This window comes from Citrobacter sp. wls829 (genome assembly GCF_005280825.1).
Taxonomy (GTDB): Bacteria; Pseudomonadota; Gammaproteobacteria; order Enterobacterales; family Enterobacteriaceae; genus Citrobacter; species Citrobacter gillenii.
The window spans coordinates 18663-37104 of the sequence record NZ_SZWP01000107.1; the positions used below are offsets into that span (position 1 = coordinate 18663).

Annotated in this window: 20 protein-coding genes; 15 read left to right on the forward strand and 5 right to left on the reverse strand. The window is 52.1% G+C overall.

Annotated elements, in window-relative coordinates:
- Positions 1 to 4 precede the first annotated feature (4 nt).
- Positions 5 to 982: a calcium/sodium antiporter gene (locus tag FDW88_RS21865; protein WP_137363354.1), complete on the reverse strand. Its 978-nt coding sequence runs from the start codon at positions 980 to 982 to the stop codon at positions 5 to 7.
- A gap of 215 nt (positions 983 to 1197) precedes the next feature.
- On the opposite strand from FDW88_RS21865, the gene mlaF reads away from it, so the two are divergent.
- The 10 genes from mlaF (at position 1198) to FDW88_RS21915 (ending at position 10975) form a co-directional block, all read left to right on the forward strand.
- The gene (mlaF, locus tag FDW88_RS21870) at positions 1198 to 2010 is read left to right on the forward strand and encodes a phospholipid ABC transporter ATP-binding protein MlaF (protein WP_115257381.1); all 813 of its coding nucleotides are present in this window, start codon (positions 1198 to 1200) and stop codon (positions 2008 to 2010) included.
- Positions 2011 to 2017: 7 nt separating this feature from the next.
- Positions 2018 to 2800: a lipid asymmetry maintenance ABC transporter permease subunit MlaE gene (gene mlaE / locus FDW88_RS21875; protein WP_045448070.1), complete on the forward strand. Its 783-nt coding sequence runs from the start codon at positions 2018 to 2020 to the stop codon at positions 2798 to 2800.
- A gap of 4 nt (positions 2801 to 2804) precedes the next feature.
- Entirely contained in the window at positions 2805 to 3362 is a 558-nt protein-coding gene (gene mlaD / locus FDW88_RS21880; protein WP_115259895.1) for an outer membrane lipid asymmetry maintenance protein MlaD, read from the forward strand.
- Positions 3363 to 3380: 18 nt separating this feature from the next.
- Positions 3381 to 4016 carry a phospholipid-binding protein MlaC gene (mlaC, locus tag FDW88_RS21885; RefSeq protein WP_115257382.1) on the forward strand — a complete coding sequence of 212 codons (636 nt, stop codon included), beginning with the start codon at positions 3381 to 3383 and terminating at the stop codon, positions 4014 to 4016.
- The gene (gene mlaB / locus FDW88_RS21890; RefSeq protein WP_137363355.1) at positions 4016 to 4309 is read left to right on the forward strand and encodes a lipid asymmetry maintenance protein MlaB; all 294 of its coding nucleotides are present in this window, start codon (positions 4016 to 4018) and stop codon (positions 4307 to 4309) included. Before mlaC ends, mlaB begins: the two co-directional genes overlap by 1 nt.
- Before the next feature lie 171 nt (positions 4310 to 4480).
- Positions 4481 to 4735: a BolA family iron metabolism protein IbaG gene (ibaG, locus tag FDW88_RS21895; RefSeq protein ID WP_005121314.1), complete on the forward strand. Its 255-nt coding sequence runs from the start codon at positions 4481 to 4483 to the stop codon at positions 4733 to 4735.
- A gap of 53 nt (positions 4736 to 4788) precedes the next feature.
- A complete protein-coding gene (murA, locus tag FDW88_RS21900) occupies positions 4789 to 6048 on the forward strand; it encodes a UDP-N-acetylglucosamine 1-carboxyvinyltransferase (RefSeq protein WP_096755510.1) in 1260 nt (419 codons plus the stop codon).
- A gap of 253 nt (positions 6049 to 6301) precedes the next feature.
- On the forward strand, positions 6302 to 9394 hold the full coding sequence (locus FDW88_RS21905) for a T6SS effector BTH_I2691 family protein (protein WP_137363356.1): 3093 nt from the start codon (positions 6302 to 6304) through the stop codon (positions 9392 to 9394).
- A gap of 5 nt (positions 9395 to 9399) precedes the next feature.
- The gene (locus tag FDW88_RS21910) at positions 9400 to 10209 is read left to right on the forward strand and encodes a DUF6708 domain-containing protein (protein WP_137363357.1); all 810 of its coding nucleotides are present in this window, start codon (positions 9400 to 9402) and stop codon (positions 10207 to 10209) included.
- Positions 10196 to 10975 (forward strand): DUF6708 domain-containing protein, encoded by a 780-nt coding sequence (locus FDW88_RS21915; RefSeq protein ID WP_137363358.1) that lies wholly within the window; start codon positions 10196 to 10198, stop codon positions 10973 to 10975. Before FDW88_RS21910 ends, FDW88_RS21915 begins: the two co-directional genes overlap by 14 nt.
- Before the next feature lie 77 nt (positions 10976 to 11052).
- On the opposite strand, the gene sfsB is transcribed toward FDW88_RS21915, so the two are convergent.
- Positions 11053 to 11331, reverse strand: coding sequence for a DNA-binding transcriptional regulator SfsB (gene sfsB, locus FDW88_RS21920; protein WP_137363359.1), 279 nt, complete (start codon positions 11329 to 11331; stop codon positions 11053 to 11055).
- A 236-nt stretch (positions 11332 to 11567) separates the two neighbouring features.
- Positions 11568 to 12539 carry an octaprenyl diphosphate synthase gene (ispB, locus tag FDW88_RS21925; RefSeq protein WP_115257385.1) on the reverse strand — a complete coding sequence of 324 codons (972 nt, stop codon included), beginning with the start codon at positions 12537 to 12539 and terminating at the stop codon, positions 11568 to 11570.
- A 258-nt stretch (positions 12540 to 12797) separates the two neighbouring features.
- Here ispB and rplU point away from each other — a divergent pair, with 258 nt between their 5' ends.
- The 4 genes from rplU to cgtA all read left to right on the forward strand — a co-directional run bounded on the left by rplU (position 12798) and on the right by cgtA (position 15667).
- Positions 12798 to 13109, forward strand: a complete 312-nt coding sequence (rplU, locus tag FDW88_RS21930) for a 50S ribosomal protein L21 (protein ID WP_003025032.1) — start codon at positions 12798 to 12800, stop codon at positions 13107 to 13109.
- 19 nt (positions 13110 to 13128) lie between these two features.
- Positions 13129 to 13386 carry a 50S ribosomal protein L27 gene (gene rpmA / locus FDW88_RS21935; RefSeq protein ID WP_096755516.1) on the forward strand — a complete coding sequence of 86 codons (258 nt, stop codon included), beginning with the start codon at positions 13129 to 13131 and terminating at the stop codon, positions 13384 to 13386.
- Between the two features lie 127 nt (positions 13387 to 13513).
- Complete coding sequence (locus FDW88_RS21940) at positions 13514 to 14479, forward strand: DMT family transporter (protein WP_096755517.1); 966 nt, start codon at positions 13514 to 13516, stop codon at positions 14477 to 14479.
- Positions 14480 to 14494: 15 nt separating this feature from the next.
- Positions 14495 to 15667, forward strand: a complete 1173-nt coding sequence (gene cgtA / locus FDW88_RS21945) for an Obg family GTPase CgtA (protein WP_096755518.1) — start codon at positions 14495 to 14497, stop codon at positions 15665 to 15667.
- Between the two features lie 109 nt (positions 15668 to 15776).
- Here cgtA and dacB read toward each other — a convergent pair whose 3' ends face one another.
- Entirely contained in the window at positions 15777 to 17213 is a 1437-nt protein-coding gene (gene dacB / locus FDW88_RS21950; RefSeq protein ID WP_137363360.1) for a serine-type D-Ala-D-Ala carboxypeptidase, read from the reverse strand.
- Between the two features lie 247 nt (positions 17214 to 17460).
- Between dacB and greA the strand changes: the two genes are divergently transcribed.
- Complete coding sequence (greA, locus tag FDW88_RS21955) at positions 17461 to 17937, forward strand: transcription elongation factor GreA (protein WP_137363361.1); 477 nt, start codon at positions 17461 to 17463, stop codon at positions 17935 to 17937.
- A gap of 153 nt (positions 17938 to 18090) precedes the next feature.
- On the opposite strand, the gene yhbY is transcribed toward greA, so the two are convergent.
- A complete protein-coding gene (gene yhbY / locus FDW88_RS21965) occupies positions 18091 to 18384 on the reverse strand; it encodes a ribosome assembly RNA-binding protein YhbY (protein ID WP_096755522.1) in 294 nt (97 codons plus the stop codon).
- Between the last annotated feature and the right edge of the window lie 58 nt (positions 18385 to 18442).

The window sequence follows — 18442 nt, forward strand, 5'->3', positions numbered from 1 at the left end:
CCAGTTATCCAACGAGAAGTGGCGATACCCAATACAGCATCGCCAGCCATATGATAAAACCGCCGGTCAGCAGCGCACCCGCGCCGCGACCAATCTGGCGCGGACGTCGCCAGCAGAGTAATGCAAAAATAACACTTACCAGTAGCATCACACTGTAGTCACGGACGAAGGCCATCGGATTGACCTCGCCCGGTGTGATCAGTGCGGGGAGTCCGAGAACGATAACAATATTAAAAATGTTGGCCCCGATGATGTTGCCGACAGCAATATCATTTTCACCCTTACGCAGGCCCGCGATAGCCGTTGCCAGCTCTGGCAGGCTGGTGCCAATCGCCACCACCGTTAATCCGATGGTGAGTTCGCTCATGGCAAAGTAATTCGCCAGTACGGTGGCGTTATCGACCACCATTCGCGTTGCCATTGGCATAATAATCAGCGCAATGCCCAGCCACAGAAAGGCGACAGGTAGTCCTCCTTCGCGCGGCAGTTCTGCCACTTGCTCCCGGGTCAGGCTGTCATTGCCTTCCTGTTCCGCCAACCGCGCGATTTTAACAATGAATAGCAGCCATAGCACGGCCAGAAGCAGAAGAAAAAAACCATCGCTGCGGCTTAGTTCCCCGTCGTACAGCACGGATGCGGCCAGAATACTGACCAGCAACATTAGCGGTAATTCGCGACGCAGAACATCAGAATGCACGGTAAAAGGGTGAATCAGCGCTGACAGGCCTAAAATCAGGAGAATATTGGTGATGTTTGAGCCGAGCGCGGTGCCGACGGCTAAATCGAGCTGCCCATTCATAGAGGCGGCAACGGAGACAATAATTTCAGGTAACGATGTGCCTATGCTGACGACGGTCATCCCAATGATGATGGGGGGAATGCCGAAGGTGCGGCATAAAATAGAGGCGGCAAATACCAGACGGTCGGCACCGTAGACCACCAGAAGTAAACCAATTATTAACAGCGCCGTCGCTAAAAGCATCTAAAGTCCTTTCTTCAGGTATACTCGCCGGTCCACGTGAAGGATCTTCTGGAAGCCGTAACGAAGTCTTAATTTTGACTTTATGCGGCTAAAAAGTAAAACAAATGCCAGCTTTCGCTAACCAGAGCGGGTAATAATCTGTAAATATGTTGGGTTCATGGCTAAATTGAGCGCCAAACTCTTCGATCAACGAGGCAATAGTAAAGGATGAATCAATGGGTCAGTCTGTGGCGAATCTAGTCGATATGCACGATGTCAGCTTTTCCCGAGGCGACCGCTGCATTTTTGATAATATTTCCCTGACGGTGCCGCGCGGCAAGATAACGGCGATCATGGGGCCATCAGGCATCGGCAAAACGACGCTGTTGCGTCTGATTGGCGGACAAATTCCCCCGGATAAGGGTGAGATCCTGTTTGATGGCGAGAACGTCCCGGCCATGTCTCGTTCGCGGTTATACACCGTGCGTAAACGTATGAGTATGCTGTTTCAATCGGGTGCGCTGTTTACCGATATGAACGTGTTCGACAACGTTGCTTATCCGCTACGTGAGCATACGACGCTACCCGCGCCGTTGCTGAAAAGCACGGTGATGATGAAGCTTGAGGCCGTTGGCCTGCGCGGTGCAGCAAAATTAATGCCTTCTGAATTATCTGGTGGGATGGCGCGACGTGCCGCACTTGCACGCGCCATTGCGCTGGAACCAGACCTGATCATGTTTGATGAGCCGTTTGTCGGTCAGGACCCCATCACCATGGGCGTGCTGGTGAAGCTGATCTCTGAACTGAACAGCACGCTGGGCGTCACCTGTGTGGTGGTATCTCATGATGTGCCGGAGGTTCTGAGTATTGCGGATTACGCCTATATAATGGCGGATAAAAAAATTGTGGCCTACGGTAGTGCTCAGGCACTGCAAGAAAATGCCGATCCGCGTGTACGTCAGTTCCTCGATGGCATTGCTGATGGGCCGGTTCCGTTCCGCTACCCGGCGGGCGATTACCACTCCGATTTACTTAAAACAGGGAGTTAAGCCATCCATGTTGTTAAATGCGCTGGCCTCACTCGGACATCGAGGGATTAAAACCCTCAGGACGTTCGGGCGTGCTGGATTAATGTTGTTCAATGCGGTAGTCGGCAAGCCGGAGTTTCGCAAACATGCGCCGCTTCTGATCCGTCAGCTCTATAATGTCGGCGTCTTATCGATGCTGATTATTATCGTTTCTGGCGTGTTCATCGGTATGGTGTTGGGGCTGCAGGGATACCTGGTTCTGACCACCTACAGTGCGGAAACCAGTCTTGGTATGCTGGTGGCGCTTTCGCTGCTGCGTGAACTGGGACCGGTTGTGGCGGCGCTGCTGTTCGCCGGGCGAGCCGGGTCGGCCTTAACCGCAGAAATTGGTCTGATGCGGGCAACCGAACAGCTTTCCAGTATGGAAATGATGGCGGTTGATCCCCTGCGTCGGGTGATATCCCCACGCTTTTGGGCGGGGGTGATTTCACTGCCGCTGCTGACGATTATTTTTGTCGCGGTAGGTATCTGGGGCGGTTCACTGGTCGGCGTAAGCTGGAAAGGTATTGATGCAGGCTTTTTCTGGTCTGCGATGCAAAATGCCGTCGACTGGCGCCTGGACCTGGTCAACTGTTTAATTAAGAGCGTGGTGTTCGCCATTACGGTCACATGGATTGCATTGTTCAATGGTTATGATGCAATCCCGACCTCTGCCGGGATTAGCCGGGCAACGACACGTACCGTTGTGCACGCCTCTCTTGCCGTTCTGGGGCTGGATTTTGTGCTGACCGCACTGATGTTTGGGAATTGAGTTCATGCAAACGAAAAAAAATGAAATTTGGGTCGGGTTATTCCTGTTGGTTGCGCTGCTGGCGGCGCTGTTCGTCTGCCTGAAAGCAGCTAACGTCACCTCTATGCGTACTGAGCCGACCTACACGATTTATGCGACCTTTGATAACATTGGCGGCTTGAGAGAACGCTCTCCGGTGCGGATTGGCGGAGTAGTTGTTGGACGCGTGTCGGACATTTCGTTGGATCCGAAATCGTACCTGCCGCGTGTGACGCTGGAGATTGAATCGCGCTTTAACCAGATTCCAGATACCAGTTCGCTGAGTATCCGCACTTCCGGTCTGTTGGGTGAGCAATATCTGGCATTGAACGTCGGTTTTGAGGATCCTGAACTGGGAACCGCTATTCTCAAGGATGGTGATACGATCCAGGACACCAAATCGGCGATGGTGCTGGAAGATATGATTGGTCAGTTCCTTTACAACAGTAACAGTAAAGGCGATGACAATAAGAATTCTGGCGATGCGCCGACTGCGGCTCAGGGTAATAATGAAGCCACCACGCCTGCGGGCGCGACGAAATAATCTCAGGAGAATCGACATATGTTTAAACGATTGATGATGGTGGCTATGCTGGTCATTGCTCCACTTAGCGCAGCAACGGCAGCGGATCAAGCCAACCCTTACAAACAGATGGATGAGGCGGCGCAGAAAACCTTCGACCGTCTGAAGAACGAACAGCCGAAAATCCGTTCTAACCCGGATTACCTGCGTGATATCGTCGATCAGGAGCTGTTGCCGTACGTGCAGGTGAAATATGCCGGCGCGCTGGTGCTGGGTCGTTATTACAAAGAAGCGACGCCTGCACAACGTGACGCGTATTTTGCTGCGTTTCGTGAGTACCTGAAACAGGCCTACGGCCAGGCGCTGGCGATGTACCATGGCCAGACTTATCAGATTGCCCCGGAACAACCGCTGGGTGACGCGACCATCGTGCCGATCCGTGTCACCATTATCGATCCGAATGGCCGTCCTCCGGTACGTCTGGATTTCCAGTGGCGTAAAAACTCCCAGACCGGTCACTGGCAGGCGTATGACATGATCGCCGAAGGCGTCAGCATGATCACCACCAAACAAAATGAGTGGAGTGACCTGCTGCGGACCAAAGGTATTGATGGCCTGACGGCGCAGCTGAAATCTATTTCTCAGCAGAAAATCACTCTGGAAGAGAAAAAATAATGACGCAGTCACTCGCCTGGACGCGTGAAGGTGACAAGTTGTTGCTGGTGGGGGAACTGGATCAGGACGTGTTAAACCCATTATGGGATGCGCGTGTTGAAGCGATGAAAGGGGTTACCTGCATCGATCTGAGCCAGGTTTCCCGGGTTGATACCGGTGGACTGGCACTGCTGGTCCATCTTATTGACCAGGGCAAGAGGCAGGGGAACCGTGTTGTACTCAGCGGTGTGAACGATAAGGTTTATACGCTGGCAAAGCTTTACAATCTGCCTGACGATGTCCTTCCGCGTTAATTTTTTGTAGGCCGGATAAGGTCTTGTGCCGCCATCCGGCAAACCCCCTGAGGGGGTAGCAGCCACCAAAGCCTTGTCTGATTTATCGGCGAGGCTTTTTGCTTATTTATGACAGCGCAACTTTGCTCTAAGATGTTGGGCTGTTTTCACTATCTGACGAATGAAGAGCCCATGGAAAATAATGAAATTCAGAGCGTGCTGATGAACGCACTCTCCCTCCAGGAAGTCCACGTCTCTGGCGATGGCAGTCACTTTCAGGTTATTGCCGTGGGTGAGATGTTTGACGGCATGAGCCGGGTCAAGAAGCAGCAATCGGTCTATGGCCCATTGATGGAGTACATTGCGGACAACCGCATTCATGCCGTGTCGATCAAAGCATTTACCCCAGCGGAATGGGCACGCGATCGCAAACTTAACGGTTTTTGAGCTACGGGTGATGCGCCGGTAGCGAATATGAATTCTTAACAGAGAACAGAATAATGGATAAGTTTCGTGTACAGGGGCCGACTAAGCTCCAGGGCGAAGTCACAATTTCAGGCGCTAAAAACGCCGCACTGCCAATCCTGTTTGCGGCATTGCTGGCAGAAGAACCTGTCGAAATCCAAAACGTCCCGAAACTGAAGGACGTTGATACCTCGATGAAGCTGCTGAGTCAGCTGGGCGCAAAGGTTGAACGTAACGGTTCCGTGCACATTGATGCTCGCGATGTTAACGTCTTCTGCGCGCCATACGACCTGGTAAAAACCATGCGCGCGTCCATCTGGGCGCTGGGTCCGCTGGTGGCTCGCTTTGGTCAGGGCCAGGTATCACTGCCGGGCGGCTGCACGATTGGCGCGCGTCCGGTTGACCTGCACATTACCGGTCTGGAGCAGTTAGGGGCGACCATCAAGCTGGAAGAAGGCTATGTGAAGGCGTCCGTTGATGGCCGTCTGAAAGGCGCGCACATCGTGATGGATAAAGTGAGCGTCGGCGCGACGGTCACTATCATGTGTGCGGCTACGCTTGCCGAAGGTACGACCATCATCGAGAACGCCGCGCGCGAGCCGGAAATCGTTGATACCGCGAACTTCCTGATTGCACTGGGTGCGAAGATCACCGGTCAGGGCACCGATCGTATCACCATCGAGGGCGTTGAGCGTCTCGGTGGCGGCGTGTATCGCGTTCTGCCAGACCGTATTGAAACCGGGACGTTCCTGGTGGCAGCGGCGATTTCTCGCGGCAAAATCATCTGCCATAACGCACAACCGGACACGCTGGATGCCGTTCTGGCGAAACTGCGTGATGCAGGTGCGGATATTGAAGTCGGGGCCGACTGGATTAGCCTCGACATGCACGGCAAGCGTCCGAAAGCGGTCAATGTGCGCACTGCTCCGCATCCGGCGTTCCCGACTGACATGCAGGCACAGTTCACGCTGCTGAATCTGGTGGCAGAAGGCACCGGCTTCATCACGGAGACCGTGTTTGAAAACCGCTTCATGCACGTGCCTGAACTTAGCCGTATGGGCGCTCACGCGGAGATTGAAAGCAATACCGTGATTTGTCACGGCGTTGAAACGCTCTCCGGCGCGCAGGTGATGGCAACGGATCTGCGTGCGTCAGCAAGCCTGGTACTGGCAGGCTGTATTGCAGAAGGCACCACGGTAGTTGATCGCATTTATCACATCGATCGCGGCTATGAGCGCATCGAAGATAAGCTGCGTGCGCTGGGCGCAAATATCGAGCGCGTGAAAGGCGAGTAATTTTTTCTACAGCACTCTCGCCGTTCTGGCGAGAGTCTGGCCCCTCGTAGTACGCCACTACCTGACAGTAAATGCCAGTTGCGCATTGATCACTAAAATTGCTGCAGTTCCTTGAATGCCGATTAGCCTTTGGCTGCCTGGGTCGCCAGTTCTTCCTTGATAATATCTGAATTTCAGGTGGATCGAATTTCGGTTAAGTCACTATGGAGTAGTATGTGTATTAAACCATGCAAACATAATGGATTAATTCGCTATGGGACTTCGTGAAGAATTAAACCGTAATCGTGTCGCCAGCCTGCAGGCAGCTTCGTACCCTACCGGTTGCAGAGTTTGTGAACGTAAAGGTGTTCCTGTCTACCCACTGCGCGTCGCTGCAGTGCCGAGAGGGCAGGCTGGCTCAACATGGCGTCCCGAAGTCCCTGAACAGGATGTCCAGCTAAGCGGAGATGAATTTAAGTATGCCCTGCGCACGTTGCGGATGGGGTATCTGTATGTACTACTCGATAAAATTGTCTGGCATGGTTATGAAGTTACGGCGGATGGGTGTATGCGGCAATTTGAGGCGCTATTAATGCCAGAAGGTGACACCGTCGAGCCGCTTGCGCAGATGTGCAGGATGACTAACCATGATGTTATAGCAGGGTTTATCAACATCGATAATACGTGCTACAGCGAAGCCTGGCTGGCCTTTAGTCGTTATCCATGGAGTCCTGATGTGCTGAAAGGCTACCAGGATGGTTCCCGTCCGGACAGTCGTTTTACCAAAATTATCCTCTCAAAAGAAGGACAGGTATCCGGGGATGGATGCTTTGCTCTGGATGAGTCTCTTTCTACGCTCAAAGCCAACGTGGCCGAATTTAACAGCGAAAATTTTCAAAATATTGAACAGGTTGAGGGTGACGATGTGGGGGGCGTGCATGGATTTTACCCTCGCACCGATCCTGAAAAGCAGGACGCGTTGAGCTATCAGATATTCCGCTTGTCTCAGGAGTATCACTGTACTGTAATGGCAGTACCGCTTGCTGATGAGATGGGTATTATTCAGGAGTTGAACAACGCCCGCATGCAGCTGACGGAGTCTATTCAGGCCTATATTGAGCGACCAGAAGTTCTCCACCAATATGTGATATCGCAGGCCATCACCCAGTATCTCGAGAAACTAAAGTCTGATATTACCGCGCAAAGTGGCCCGCTTGTTGAATCTACTGGACCGTCAATCGGCAGTTATGGACCAAAGGCTATTCCGCAAGAAGATGTTGCTGCAGAGGCGTTTGCCCGAAAGTATGCCCGCTTATTAAAAAGCTATAAGGAGCCGGTCAGGGCTGATTTTGACAGACAGTTTGACAGTAAATTCACCTGGCCGCTGCAACGACTTAATGACGTTGATACCGATCTGGCCGCCTGGTACCAGTCTGTGCTTTGGCAAAATATTCTCACTAATGACTATGCTCCGGAAACATGTATTGCTGATTGGGCGGCGCAGATGCTGTCGTTGTCAGCCTGCCTTCAGGGCGGGGCTATGGGGGAGGCGACGGACAAAGTCTGGCACCAGTGGCTACAGACATCCGATTCTCCAGCCTGGCTGGGGTTTACCGGAATGAAAACGTCATTGACGGCACTCGTGTTCAGCGGCGCTAATGTTTATGGTGATCTCAAGGCGGCAGCAACGTCGGATGAATTTGGCCGATATCTGAAAAGTGCAGCCATTAAGCAGGGATGGGCAAGCAGGCTTCTGGCGGCTGCGGGTTCATTCAGCCGTTTGAACAAAACGTTGAATGAAGCGACCCGCAAAAGTTATCTGGCAATGACGCAGGCGGCAATGCTAACTGCGGGAGAATCTACCGTTGTGCTGGAGTATGAAACGACCTTCCGTAAGTTAAAGCGGCATCTTAAAAATAACGAGACCTTACGTCAGTCGCTGTCAGTGAATAACGCTACTTTTAAAGATACTGGCTATCGGGGCGGTGGCGCGCGGGTAGTTGATGAGCTGATGAGCATGCGGGGCAAGGCACTGGATACCCCAATACGGGTGCGTTACAGCGCGCCCGGTACACTGGAGCAGCTACGGGCGGAACTCCCTTATCTTAATATGGGGAAAACACCTTTCAACAATCCGGCAATGGTCAGTGAGATCCACGACCTGTTTATTTCCGATCTGTCATTACAGGGAAAAGGGCTTGCTGGCCCGGTAGTAAAAGCAAGCTATGCACAACTGGCAGTATGGCATGAGCGGGGAATGCGCCTGATTAGCGGTGACAGCGCCGGACTGATGTTGGGAGCCGGGCTGATGGCGCTACAGGTGGCAAACTGGAGCGATCTGTTAGAACGCCTGGAGACATCCGGTGGCTCCGATGTGGATGTTGTTGCCGATATTTCCATTAACAACCTGCTGCTTATTGAGGGTTTCACGGAGCTCTCCGGCTTTGCTTCCAAACTGGCGTTAAAACAAAACTGGGCGGTGCTCTCTAAAGCACAGCAGATACCTTCATTGGTCCGGTTTGGTGCGGTACTGGGTGGGATGGCGGCTATTGTGGAGGGGTTGAGAAACGGGAAGGATGGTTGGGAAGCTTATAAGGTAGGCGATGCCGGCGCAACTTACGCTTATGGAATAAGTGCAGTGGCGTTTATTTCCAGTGGAATTATCAGCGGGGGGTATGGGGGGCATGGCATTTTTGCCTTGATCAGTACTACCGGTCTCCTTGGACTTGGTCCTGCCGGATGGGCCACTCTACTGATCATTGCCGGGGTTACGCTGGCGTTTATTGCCAATGAACTAAGGACGATGGCGTTTGAACACTGGCTGCGGCGCTCCTGCTTTGGCATTCCGGCCAGCGAATTTCACGGTTTTGTCTGGCGAGCCTGGAGTCTCGAGGATTTGGCGGAGTCCGTAGTGGAATACCGGGCCATTGTTAGCGGAATGGTGGCTGATATCGCCTTCGCCTCGGCGCTGGATGTCGTGACGGGCAACACAACCATCGACGCTGTGGCACACCGACGACTGGATTTTCGCGTAAGCCTGCCAGGATGGCAGGAAGAACGCAGCGGCTGGTCGCTCACGCTGACCGGGGGGAGCCAGGTATTGTTTGCTGAATCCAGTGATGTGCCAGGCGTTGAAAACCATCGCCAGAGCAGCAGTCCGCAGGGCTACTATAAATATGCATATCGCATTGAAGGTGCGGATAATAAGGACGAAAAAGTCACAAAACCGAAAAGCCTGAGCGTGATCGTCAGCATTTGGGTGAAGGAATTCAGCACGCCAGAGGCCACGCTGGTGGTTGCATACTGGCCAGATAAGAGCGACCCCCATTATCAACTGGGGCTGACGGTCAGCGCGAAGCGGGACTAAACACAATGGGCAAGATTAAACGTCGTGCCAGGAAAGCCCACCAGCCGGTGACGCCACGGATGACACCGCCGGTGGAACACTGGAGCGGCGATCTGCCCGACACGGCGGCAGAGCAGTATTATCCTCCGCAGCTAATCCGGGTGAATGAAATTAACGATATCTGGATGGAGATCCCCCGCTATGTAAATCATGGCTGGTGGGGTATATGGTTGTTCTCTTTCATTCCATTAATACCAATAACTGCAGGTATATTGTTTATTTTTGAGATATATAGGGAATTAAACTATTTATTGTTGTTTGTCACGGGAGTTATTGTTTTTATTTTTCTGTCCTTTTTAGCTCATTTTTTCAAAATTGTTTTATTCGAACCCCGTGGTGCGCCGCTCCGCTTTAACCGTAAGCGGCAGAAAGTGTATGCCTATGAATACCAGCGTGGTATCTGGCCGTGGAAATGCTGGCCGGTGCAGGTGAAGGTTTTTGACTGGGCGGATATTCATGCCGAACGGGTGCAGATGAGCGGGCATGCAGAATGGGGGCACCGGATATACTGCGCGGTCTGTAAACCAGGCACCTGCGACGTTGTGGACCGTTTTGTCCTGACCTGGACCGTGGGGGATGTGTCAGCGGTTTACGGCCTGTGGAGTCATTGCTGTCACTATATGGAAGCAAAGCCGGTGCCGACAAAACCATTGTGGACCGACAGGCCCCGGGACTGGACGCCCTTTACCACCGTCCGCTGGCCGGAAGATATCGACCGGGAGTCGAGCACCCCACCAGACAGCACAGGGATGAATATCACCAATGGGAAAAATTAAACGTCGCGCCAGGAAAGTCCGTCAGCCGGTGACTCCACGGATGACACCGCCGGTGGAACACTGGAGCGGCGATCTGCCCGACACGGCGGCAGAGCAGTATTATCCTCCGCAGCTAATCCGGGTGAATGAAATTAACGATATCTGGATGGAGATCCCCCGCTATGTAAATCATGGCTGGTGGGGAGTATGGTTGGTTTGCATCGTTATATTATTATCTGCTTGTTATTTCGTCACTTCACCTTATGCCTTATTGGATATGTTTTCCGGAATATCAGGTTTTATTTTTTATTTAATATCTTTTATTTTATTAGGTTCATTGAATGTTTTTTTTCTTAAAATTGTTTTATTCGAACCCCGTGGTGCGCCGCTCCGCTTTAACCGTAAGCGGCAGAAAGTGTATGCCTATGAATACCAGCGCGGTATCTGGTCGTGGAAACGCTGGCCGGTGCAGGTGAAGGTTTTTGACTGGGCGGATATTCATGCCGAACGGGTGCAGATGAGCGGGCATGCAGAATGGGGGCACCGGATATACTGCGCGGTCTGTAAACCAGGCACCTGCGACGTTGTGGACCGTTTTGTCCTGACCTGGACCGTGGGGGATGTGTCAGCGGTTTACGGCCTGTGGAGTCATTGCTGTCACTATATGGAAGCAAAGCCGGTGCCGACAAAACCATTGTGGACCGACAGGCCCCGGGACTGGACACCCTTTACCACCGTCCGCTGGCCGGAAGATATCGATAAACAGTCTTCGACTGCACCGTACTAAAATAAGTCGGATAAGCGGTTAAGGATTAGTCGTTTTATCCTTAACCATACTACAAAGACTTCTATCGCTGTGTGCCATTATTTTTCGCTGTTTTTACGCACTCTCATCATCCGTGTTCTGTCGATGAATTCATGCGTCTTTGCGTCGTGATATCGCGACGGCCAAATTACCCAGGGTTCAGTGCCTAGCGCTTTCGCGATAATGACTTCTCCTTTTGGCCATGGACGAGTTAACGCATTTGCCAGCGTTGATGAACTCAACCCATTTCTCCGCGACTCTGCGGCCATTGAGGTCCCTTTCTTGCGCAGTCCTGCGATGATATCAGCTGGATGCCAGTCAATGAGCTTGCTTTCCATACGTCCCTTTCTCCTTTGGTTCACCACTTGTGGTTTAACAATTAGCCAGTAGTGACACTATACTCGCGGAGAACGAATGTTCTAAAATGTTCGTGTAAAGGGTTTATATATTCAGAATAAACCAAGATTTTTTCTAGTGTTATGTAAAATCGTTGTTTTTATTGGAACTTATTGGAATATAAAAAATCCCGTGCAGTGCACGGGATGATGTTATACGAAGAAAGGCGAGGAAAGGATTAACGGTCGCGCTGTACGGCGATATGTGCCAGGCCAATCAGGGCTTCTTTCCATTGCGTTTCAGGGAGTACCTGAAGCGCGGCGATGGCCTTGTCGGCCTCTTCTTCTGCACGCTGGCGGGTCCATTCCAGCGAGCCGCAGGCGTTCATGGCCTCCAGAACCGGCTCCAGAAGATGACGCCCGTTTCCTTGCTCGATAGCCTGACGAATCATTTGCGCCTGTTCTGGGGTACCGTGGCGCATCGCATGCAGCAGCGGCAGCGTCGGTTTCCCTTCGTTGAGATCGTCGCCCACGTTTTTACCCAGTTGCTCGCCGTCTGCGCTGTAATCGAGTAAGTCGTCGATTAACTGGAAAGCTGTGCCAAGATAGCGGCCATAATCCTGCAAGCCTTTCTCTTGTTCTTCGCTGCAGCCGGCAAGAATACCAGAGCACTGTGCTGCCGCTTCAAACAGGCGCGCTGTCTTGCTGTAGATGACGCGCATATAGTTTTCTTCGGTAATGTCAGGGTCGTTGACGTTCATCAATTGCAGAACTTCACCCTCAGCAATGACGTTCACTGCCTTAGACATCACTTCCAGCACTTTCAGTGAGCCAAGGCTGGTCATCATCTGAAAGGCGCGGGTATAGATAAAATCGCCGACCAGTACGCTGGCTGCATTACCAAACGCTGCGTTTGCCGTTGCTTTCCCACGGCGCATGTCGGATTCATCCACCACATCGTCATGAAGCAGGGTTGCGGTGTGGATAAACTCGATTAGGGCCGCGATCGTAACGTGGGCGTTTTCCTGATAGCCAACGGCGCGAGCAGCAAGTACGGCGATCATTGGGCGAATGCGTTTTCCGCCGCCGCTGATGATGTAGTACCCCAACTGATTGATCAGCTGGACGTCGGAATTGAGCTGTTCAAGGATTGTCGCATTGACACCCGCCATATCTTGCGCGGTTAACTCATTGATTTTTTCTAAATTCATCGCAAAAGCCGGGCTTCTCGCCCCGATTACCTCACTGTATGGCAAGGTAACTACGGGTTTAGGGTTAGAAATATATGCTGATTGTACTGAAAAAACGCCACAGATAAACGTTACCATACACGTTGTGTTTTTTTTCTGCATGTATTGACGGTAGCACTTGTCAAAGGCTCGCGTTTTGCGTAATATTCGCGCCCTATTGTGAATATTTATAGCGCACTCTGAATCATCAAAAAGGTGTGCGCGGAAGCGGAGTTTTTTATGTACGCGGTTTTCCAAAGTGGTGGTAAACAACACCGAGTAAGCGAAGGTCAGACCGTTCGCCTGGAAAAGCTGGACATCGCAACTGGCGAATCTGTTGAATTCGCAGAAGTTCTGATGATCGCAAACGGTGAAGAAGTCAAAATCGGCGTTCCTTTCGTTGATGGCGGCGTTATCAAAGCTGAAGTTGTTGCTCACGGTCGTGGCGAGAAAGTTAAAATTGTTAAGTTTCGTCGTCGTAAACACTACCGTAAGCAGCAGGGCCATCGTCAGTGGTTCACTGATGTGAAAATCACTGGCATCAGCGCTTAAGTTAAGAGGAGCAGATTAAATGGCACATAAAAAGGCTGGCGGCTCGACTCGTAACGGTCGCGATTCAGAAGCTAAACGTCTGGGCGTAAAACGCTTTGGCGGCGAAACAGTTCTGGCAGGTAGCATCATCGTTCGTCAACGTGGTACTCAGTTCCACGCTGGTTCTAACGTGGGCTGCGGCAAAGACCACACTCTGTTTGCTAAAGCAGACGGTAAAGTGAAATTCGAAGTGAAAGGCCCGAAAAACCGTCGTTTCATCAGCATTGTTGCTGAATAAGTTTTTCGCGTCCCGGTAACGGATGAAAGCCCCGCAACGTGTTGCGGGGCTTTTTACATTCGATGGCCGGTAAATATGCTCGTCTCGCCGTGACAACCCGGAAACGAGCTCTTGCAGGAAATACGGCATGAAGCAGCAGGCAGGTATTGGTATTCTTTTAGCGCTGACGACGGCAGTCTGTTGGGGCGCTTTACCAATAGCGATGAAGCAAGTGCTGGAGGTGATGGAGCCTCCTACGGTAGTGTTCTACCGTTTTTTAATGGCAAGTATTGGCCTTGGGGCGATTCTTGCGGTTAAAAAAAAGCTCCCGCCATTGCGTATTTTTCGCAAAGCGCGTTGGTTGGTACTGTTGGCAATCGCCACCGGTGGGCTGTTTGGTAACTTCATTCTGTTTAGTTCATCTTTGCAATATTTGAGCCCAACGACTTCGCAGGTTATCGGACAATTGTCACCGGTTGGCATGATGGTCGCCAGCGTCTTTATCCTGAAGGAAAAGATGCGCGGTACGCAGATTATTGGCGCCATAATGCTGCTGAGTGGACTGGTGATGTTTTTTAATACCAGTCTGATCGAGATTTTTACCAAACTCACTGATTACACCTGGGGTGTGATCTTTGGTGTGGGTGCGGCGACGGTCTGGGTGAGCTATGGGGTTGCGCAAAAGGTGTTATTGCGTCGCCTGGCATCACAGCAGATCCTGTTTTTACTGTACACTTTATGTACGCTCGCGTTGTTGCCGCTGGCTAAACCCGGTGTGATAACGCAGCTCAGCGACTGGCAGCTGGCTTGCCTGATATTCTGCGGCCTGAATACGCTGGTAGGATACGGCGCACTTGCGGAAGCAATGGCGCGCTGGCAGGCGGCTCAGGTGAGCGCCATTATTACGCTCACACCGCTGTTTACGTTATTATTTTCAGATTTATTATCACTGGCCTGGCCCGATTTCTTCGCCAGACCGATGCTAAACCTTTTAGGTTATCTCGGTGCGTTTATCGTGGTTGCGGGCGCGATGTATTCCGCCATTGGTCATCGTATTTGGGGCGGTTTACGTAAGCATGAAACGGTGGTTTCGCAACCCCGCTCAGGCGAATGATTTACGGAGAGTAAAATGAAGTTTGTTGATGAAGCATCGATTCTGGTCGTTGCAGGTGATGGCGGTAATGGTTGCGTCAGCTTCCGCCGCGAAAAGTACATCCCGAGAGGCGGTCCGGACGGCGGTGATGGTGGTGATGGTGGTGACGTCTGGCTGGAAGCCGACGAAAACCTGAACACGCTGATCGATTACCGCTTCGAAAAATCGTTCCGTGCGGAACGTGGTCAGAATGGCGCGAGCCGTGATTGCACCGGTAAGCGTGGTAAAGACGTTACGATTAAAGTGCCTGTCGGTACGCGTGTGATCGATCAGGGCACGGGCGAAACCATGGGCGACATGACCAAGCACGGTCAGCGTCTGATGGTCGCTAAAGGCGGCTGGCACGGTCTGGGTAACACCCGTTTCAAATCCTCGGTCAACCGTACTCCGCGTCAGAAAACAATGGGTACGCCGGGCGATAAACGCGATCTGATGCTGGAGCTGATGCTGTTAGCGGATGTCGGTATGCTGGGTATGCCAAACGCCGGTAAATCAACGTTTATCCGTGCGGTCTCTGCAGCGAAACCGAAAGTGGCGGATTATCCGTTCACCACGCTGGTGCCGAGTCTGGGCGTTGTGCGTATGGACAACGAAAAGAGCTTTGTGGTTGCTGACATCCCGGGTCTGATTGAAGGCGCTGCGGAAGGCGCGGGTCTGGGGATCCGATTCCTGAAGCACCTGGAGCGTTGCCGCGTCCTGCTGCACCTCATCGATATCGATCCGATTGACGGTTCAGATCCGGTAGAAAACGCCCGTATTATTATTGGTGAACTGGAGAAATACAGTCAGGATCTGGCCTCCAAGCCGCGTTGGTTAGTGTTCAACAAAATTGATTTGATGGACAAAGACGAAGCGGAAGAGAAAGCGAAAGCGATCGCTGAAGCGCTGGGCTGGGAAGGTAAATATTACCTGATCTCTGCTGCCAGTCAGCTGGGCGTGAAGGATCTTTGCTGGGATGTGATGACGTTTATCATTGAGAACCCAATTGTTCAGGCTGAAGAAGCGAAGCAGCCAGAGAAAGTGGAGTTCATGTGGGACGATTATCACCGTCAGCAGCTCGCTGAAGTCGAAGACGAAGCGGAAGATGACTGGGATGAAGATTGGGACGAAGACGACGAAGAAGGCGTTGAGTTCATCTACAAGCGTTAATCCTGGTGCCGGATGGCGACGCGATTGCGTCTTATCCGGCCAACAATATCAACGGGCCGCAAATGCGTGTAGGTCGGATACGCGCAAGCGCTATCCGACAGCATCACCGTCAGTTGTTCTGATAAATATCTTTGTACAACCGGCTTTCAAAGCGTACCAGCGGGATACGGCGGTTACGCTGGTCAGCGGGTTCTACCGCATAGCCAGACAGATACTGTACAAACGCCATGCGTTGCCCGCTTGCCGTGGTAATGAATCCTGCAAGGTTATACACCCCCTGTAACGAGCCGGTCTTCGCGGAGACTTTGCCATCCACGCCAGCCTGATGCAGACCCGCACGGTATTGCAGAGAGCCGTCATGGCCTGCCAGCGGCAGCATCGTAATAAAGTTCAGCTCGTTGTCATGCTGTGCGATGTACTGCAGCACCTGCATCATGGTGGCGGGCGCAATCAGGTTGTGGCGAGAGAGGCCGGATCCGTCGGCAATGATCGTGTTACCAATATCGACACCCGCCTGCTGGCGCAGGATCTGGCGTACGGCATCGGAACCTGCGCGCCAGGTGCCAGGGACATTAAATCGCGCGTGGCCGATCATACGAAAAACGGTGTCAGCAATCATGTTGTCCGACTTTTTCAGCATAATCTTAAGCAGGTCATGTAAAGGTGCTGACTGCTTGCTGGCGACAACGGTACCCTGCTCGTTGACTTGCGTCTGGCGCAGCAGCGTACCGCTGTAGGCGATACTCGCTTGTTTCAGCTCATCTTTAATAATTGCCCCGGCATAGCTGGCGCCGTCCTGAATGGCAAACGCCAGCGGCAGTGGGTCGGTGCGCTGGGGCAGACAACCGGTTAGCGTGAAGCGGTTTAAATCGCCAGGAACGACATCCAGTTCACAATATTGCGCTTCTGCAGAACCACGTGCGAGGGTGCGAACCTGGCTGAACATGGTTACCGGGTAGTATGATGCCACGCGAATAAAGGCGAGATCGTTAGGTTTTTGCGCACTGTAAAGCGACACCGAGAAGCAGTTACGATCAACAATCGCTGCCGCAGGCGGTGCGCTAAAACACTGCGTCATGTCGTTCCAGGGCCAGCCAGGTGCTTTATCATGACTGGCGAAAATGGACGTGTCGATGAGGACATTTCCGGCAATTTGCGTCACGCCTGATTTTTTCAGGGTTGCTACCATATTGCGAATATCCTGACGTTTTAGCGTCGGATCGGCACCAAATCGCGCCACCAAGTCACCTTTCAATACCCCGCCTTCCACGCTACCTTTGGTTTCTAGCGTAGTAGTAAAACGGAAGTCCGGCCCAAGCTGGATCAAGGCCGCCAGGGCGGTGATGACTTTTTGGGTGCTGGCGGGTAGGGCCATTTGTTGGCTATGGTAATCAATAGCAGGCGTCGGAGCCCCAACCTTCTGTACCATAAGGGCGAGGTTGGCCCCGGCAGGGAGCTGGTTGATATACTCGTCAACATTCGCAGCCTGAACGCTGAACGCCGCAATACTGGCAGTCAATCCGATGGTAAATCTGGGAAATCGCATAATCTCGCGCTAACAACCTGGAAACAGGCCGTCATACTACGGCGCAACGCCCCAAAAAGTAAACGATGACCCATAGGGAACTCCAGGGTAAAATGATCATCAAATAGAGAATTGTAGCTGACCTGGGTCCTCGGGCCCGGGTCGGTATTTTTTTGCTTCTGACTCTGGCATCGCGTTTGCCAGGGTGGGCTTAGCAGCCGGGGTGAGGACAACCGCCCCCTACAGGAATGTTCAAGAGGTATAACAAATGCAAGCTATCCCGATGACCTTACGTGGTGCTGAAAAACTGCGTGAAGAGCTGGATTTTCTGAAATCTGTGCGCCGCCCTGAAATCATTGCCGCGATCGCCGATGCGCGTGAGCACGGTGACTTGAAAGAGAACGCGGAGTACCACGCGGCCCGTGAACAGCAGGGATTCTGCGAAGGACGCATTAAAGATATCGAAGCTAAGCTGTCTAACGCGCAGGTTATCGACGTCACTAAAATGCCGAACAGTGGCCGTGTCGTTTTCGGTGCAACGGTGACCGTTCTGAATCTTGATAACGATGAAGAACAGACCTGGCGCATCGTAGGTGATGACGAAGCCGATTTTAAACAGAACCTAATTTCAGTTAACTCGCCTATTGCTCGTGGCCTGATTGGCAAAGAGCAGGATGACGTGGTGGTTATCAAAACGCCGGGCGGTGAAGTGGAATATGAAGTGGTGAAAGTAGAATACCTGTAATTCGCATCTTGGTTAAGATGTTGATACATTGTAAAGAAAGGAAAAAGGCCGCATAGCGGCCTTTTATCAACGAAGAGAGCGTGGCATTTTGCTCTCCTGCTAGCGGAAATTCCCGCGTTTTACACAAACTACGTGTTCAACTTTGGGATATTCTTAGCGTGGCAGCGAGATTTTACGTTCTTTAGTCGGGCGATACAGTACCAGCGTTTTGCCGATGACCTGTACGTTACAGGCGCCGGTTTCGCGTACGATAGCTTCCACGATCAAGGTTTTGTTATCGCGATCTTCCGAGGCGATTTTCACCTTGATAAGTTCATGGTGCTCTAGCGCTTGTTCAATCTCGGCCAGTACCCCTTCGGTCAAACCATTATTGCCAAGCATGACTACAGGCTTGAGCGGATGTGCCAGACCTTTCAGGTGCTGTTTTTGTTTAGTACTCAGATTCATCGTATATTTTTGCTTAGGTTGGGATTGAAAACGGGTCATTCTACCGCCATCTCCCATA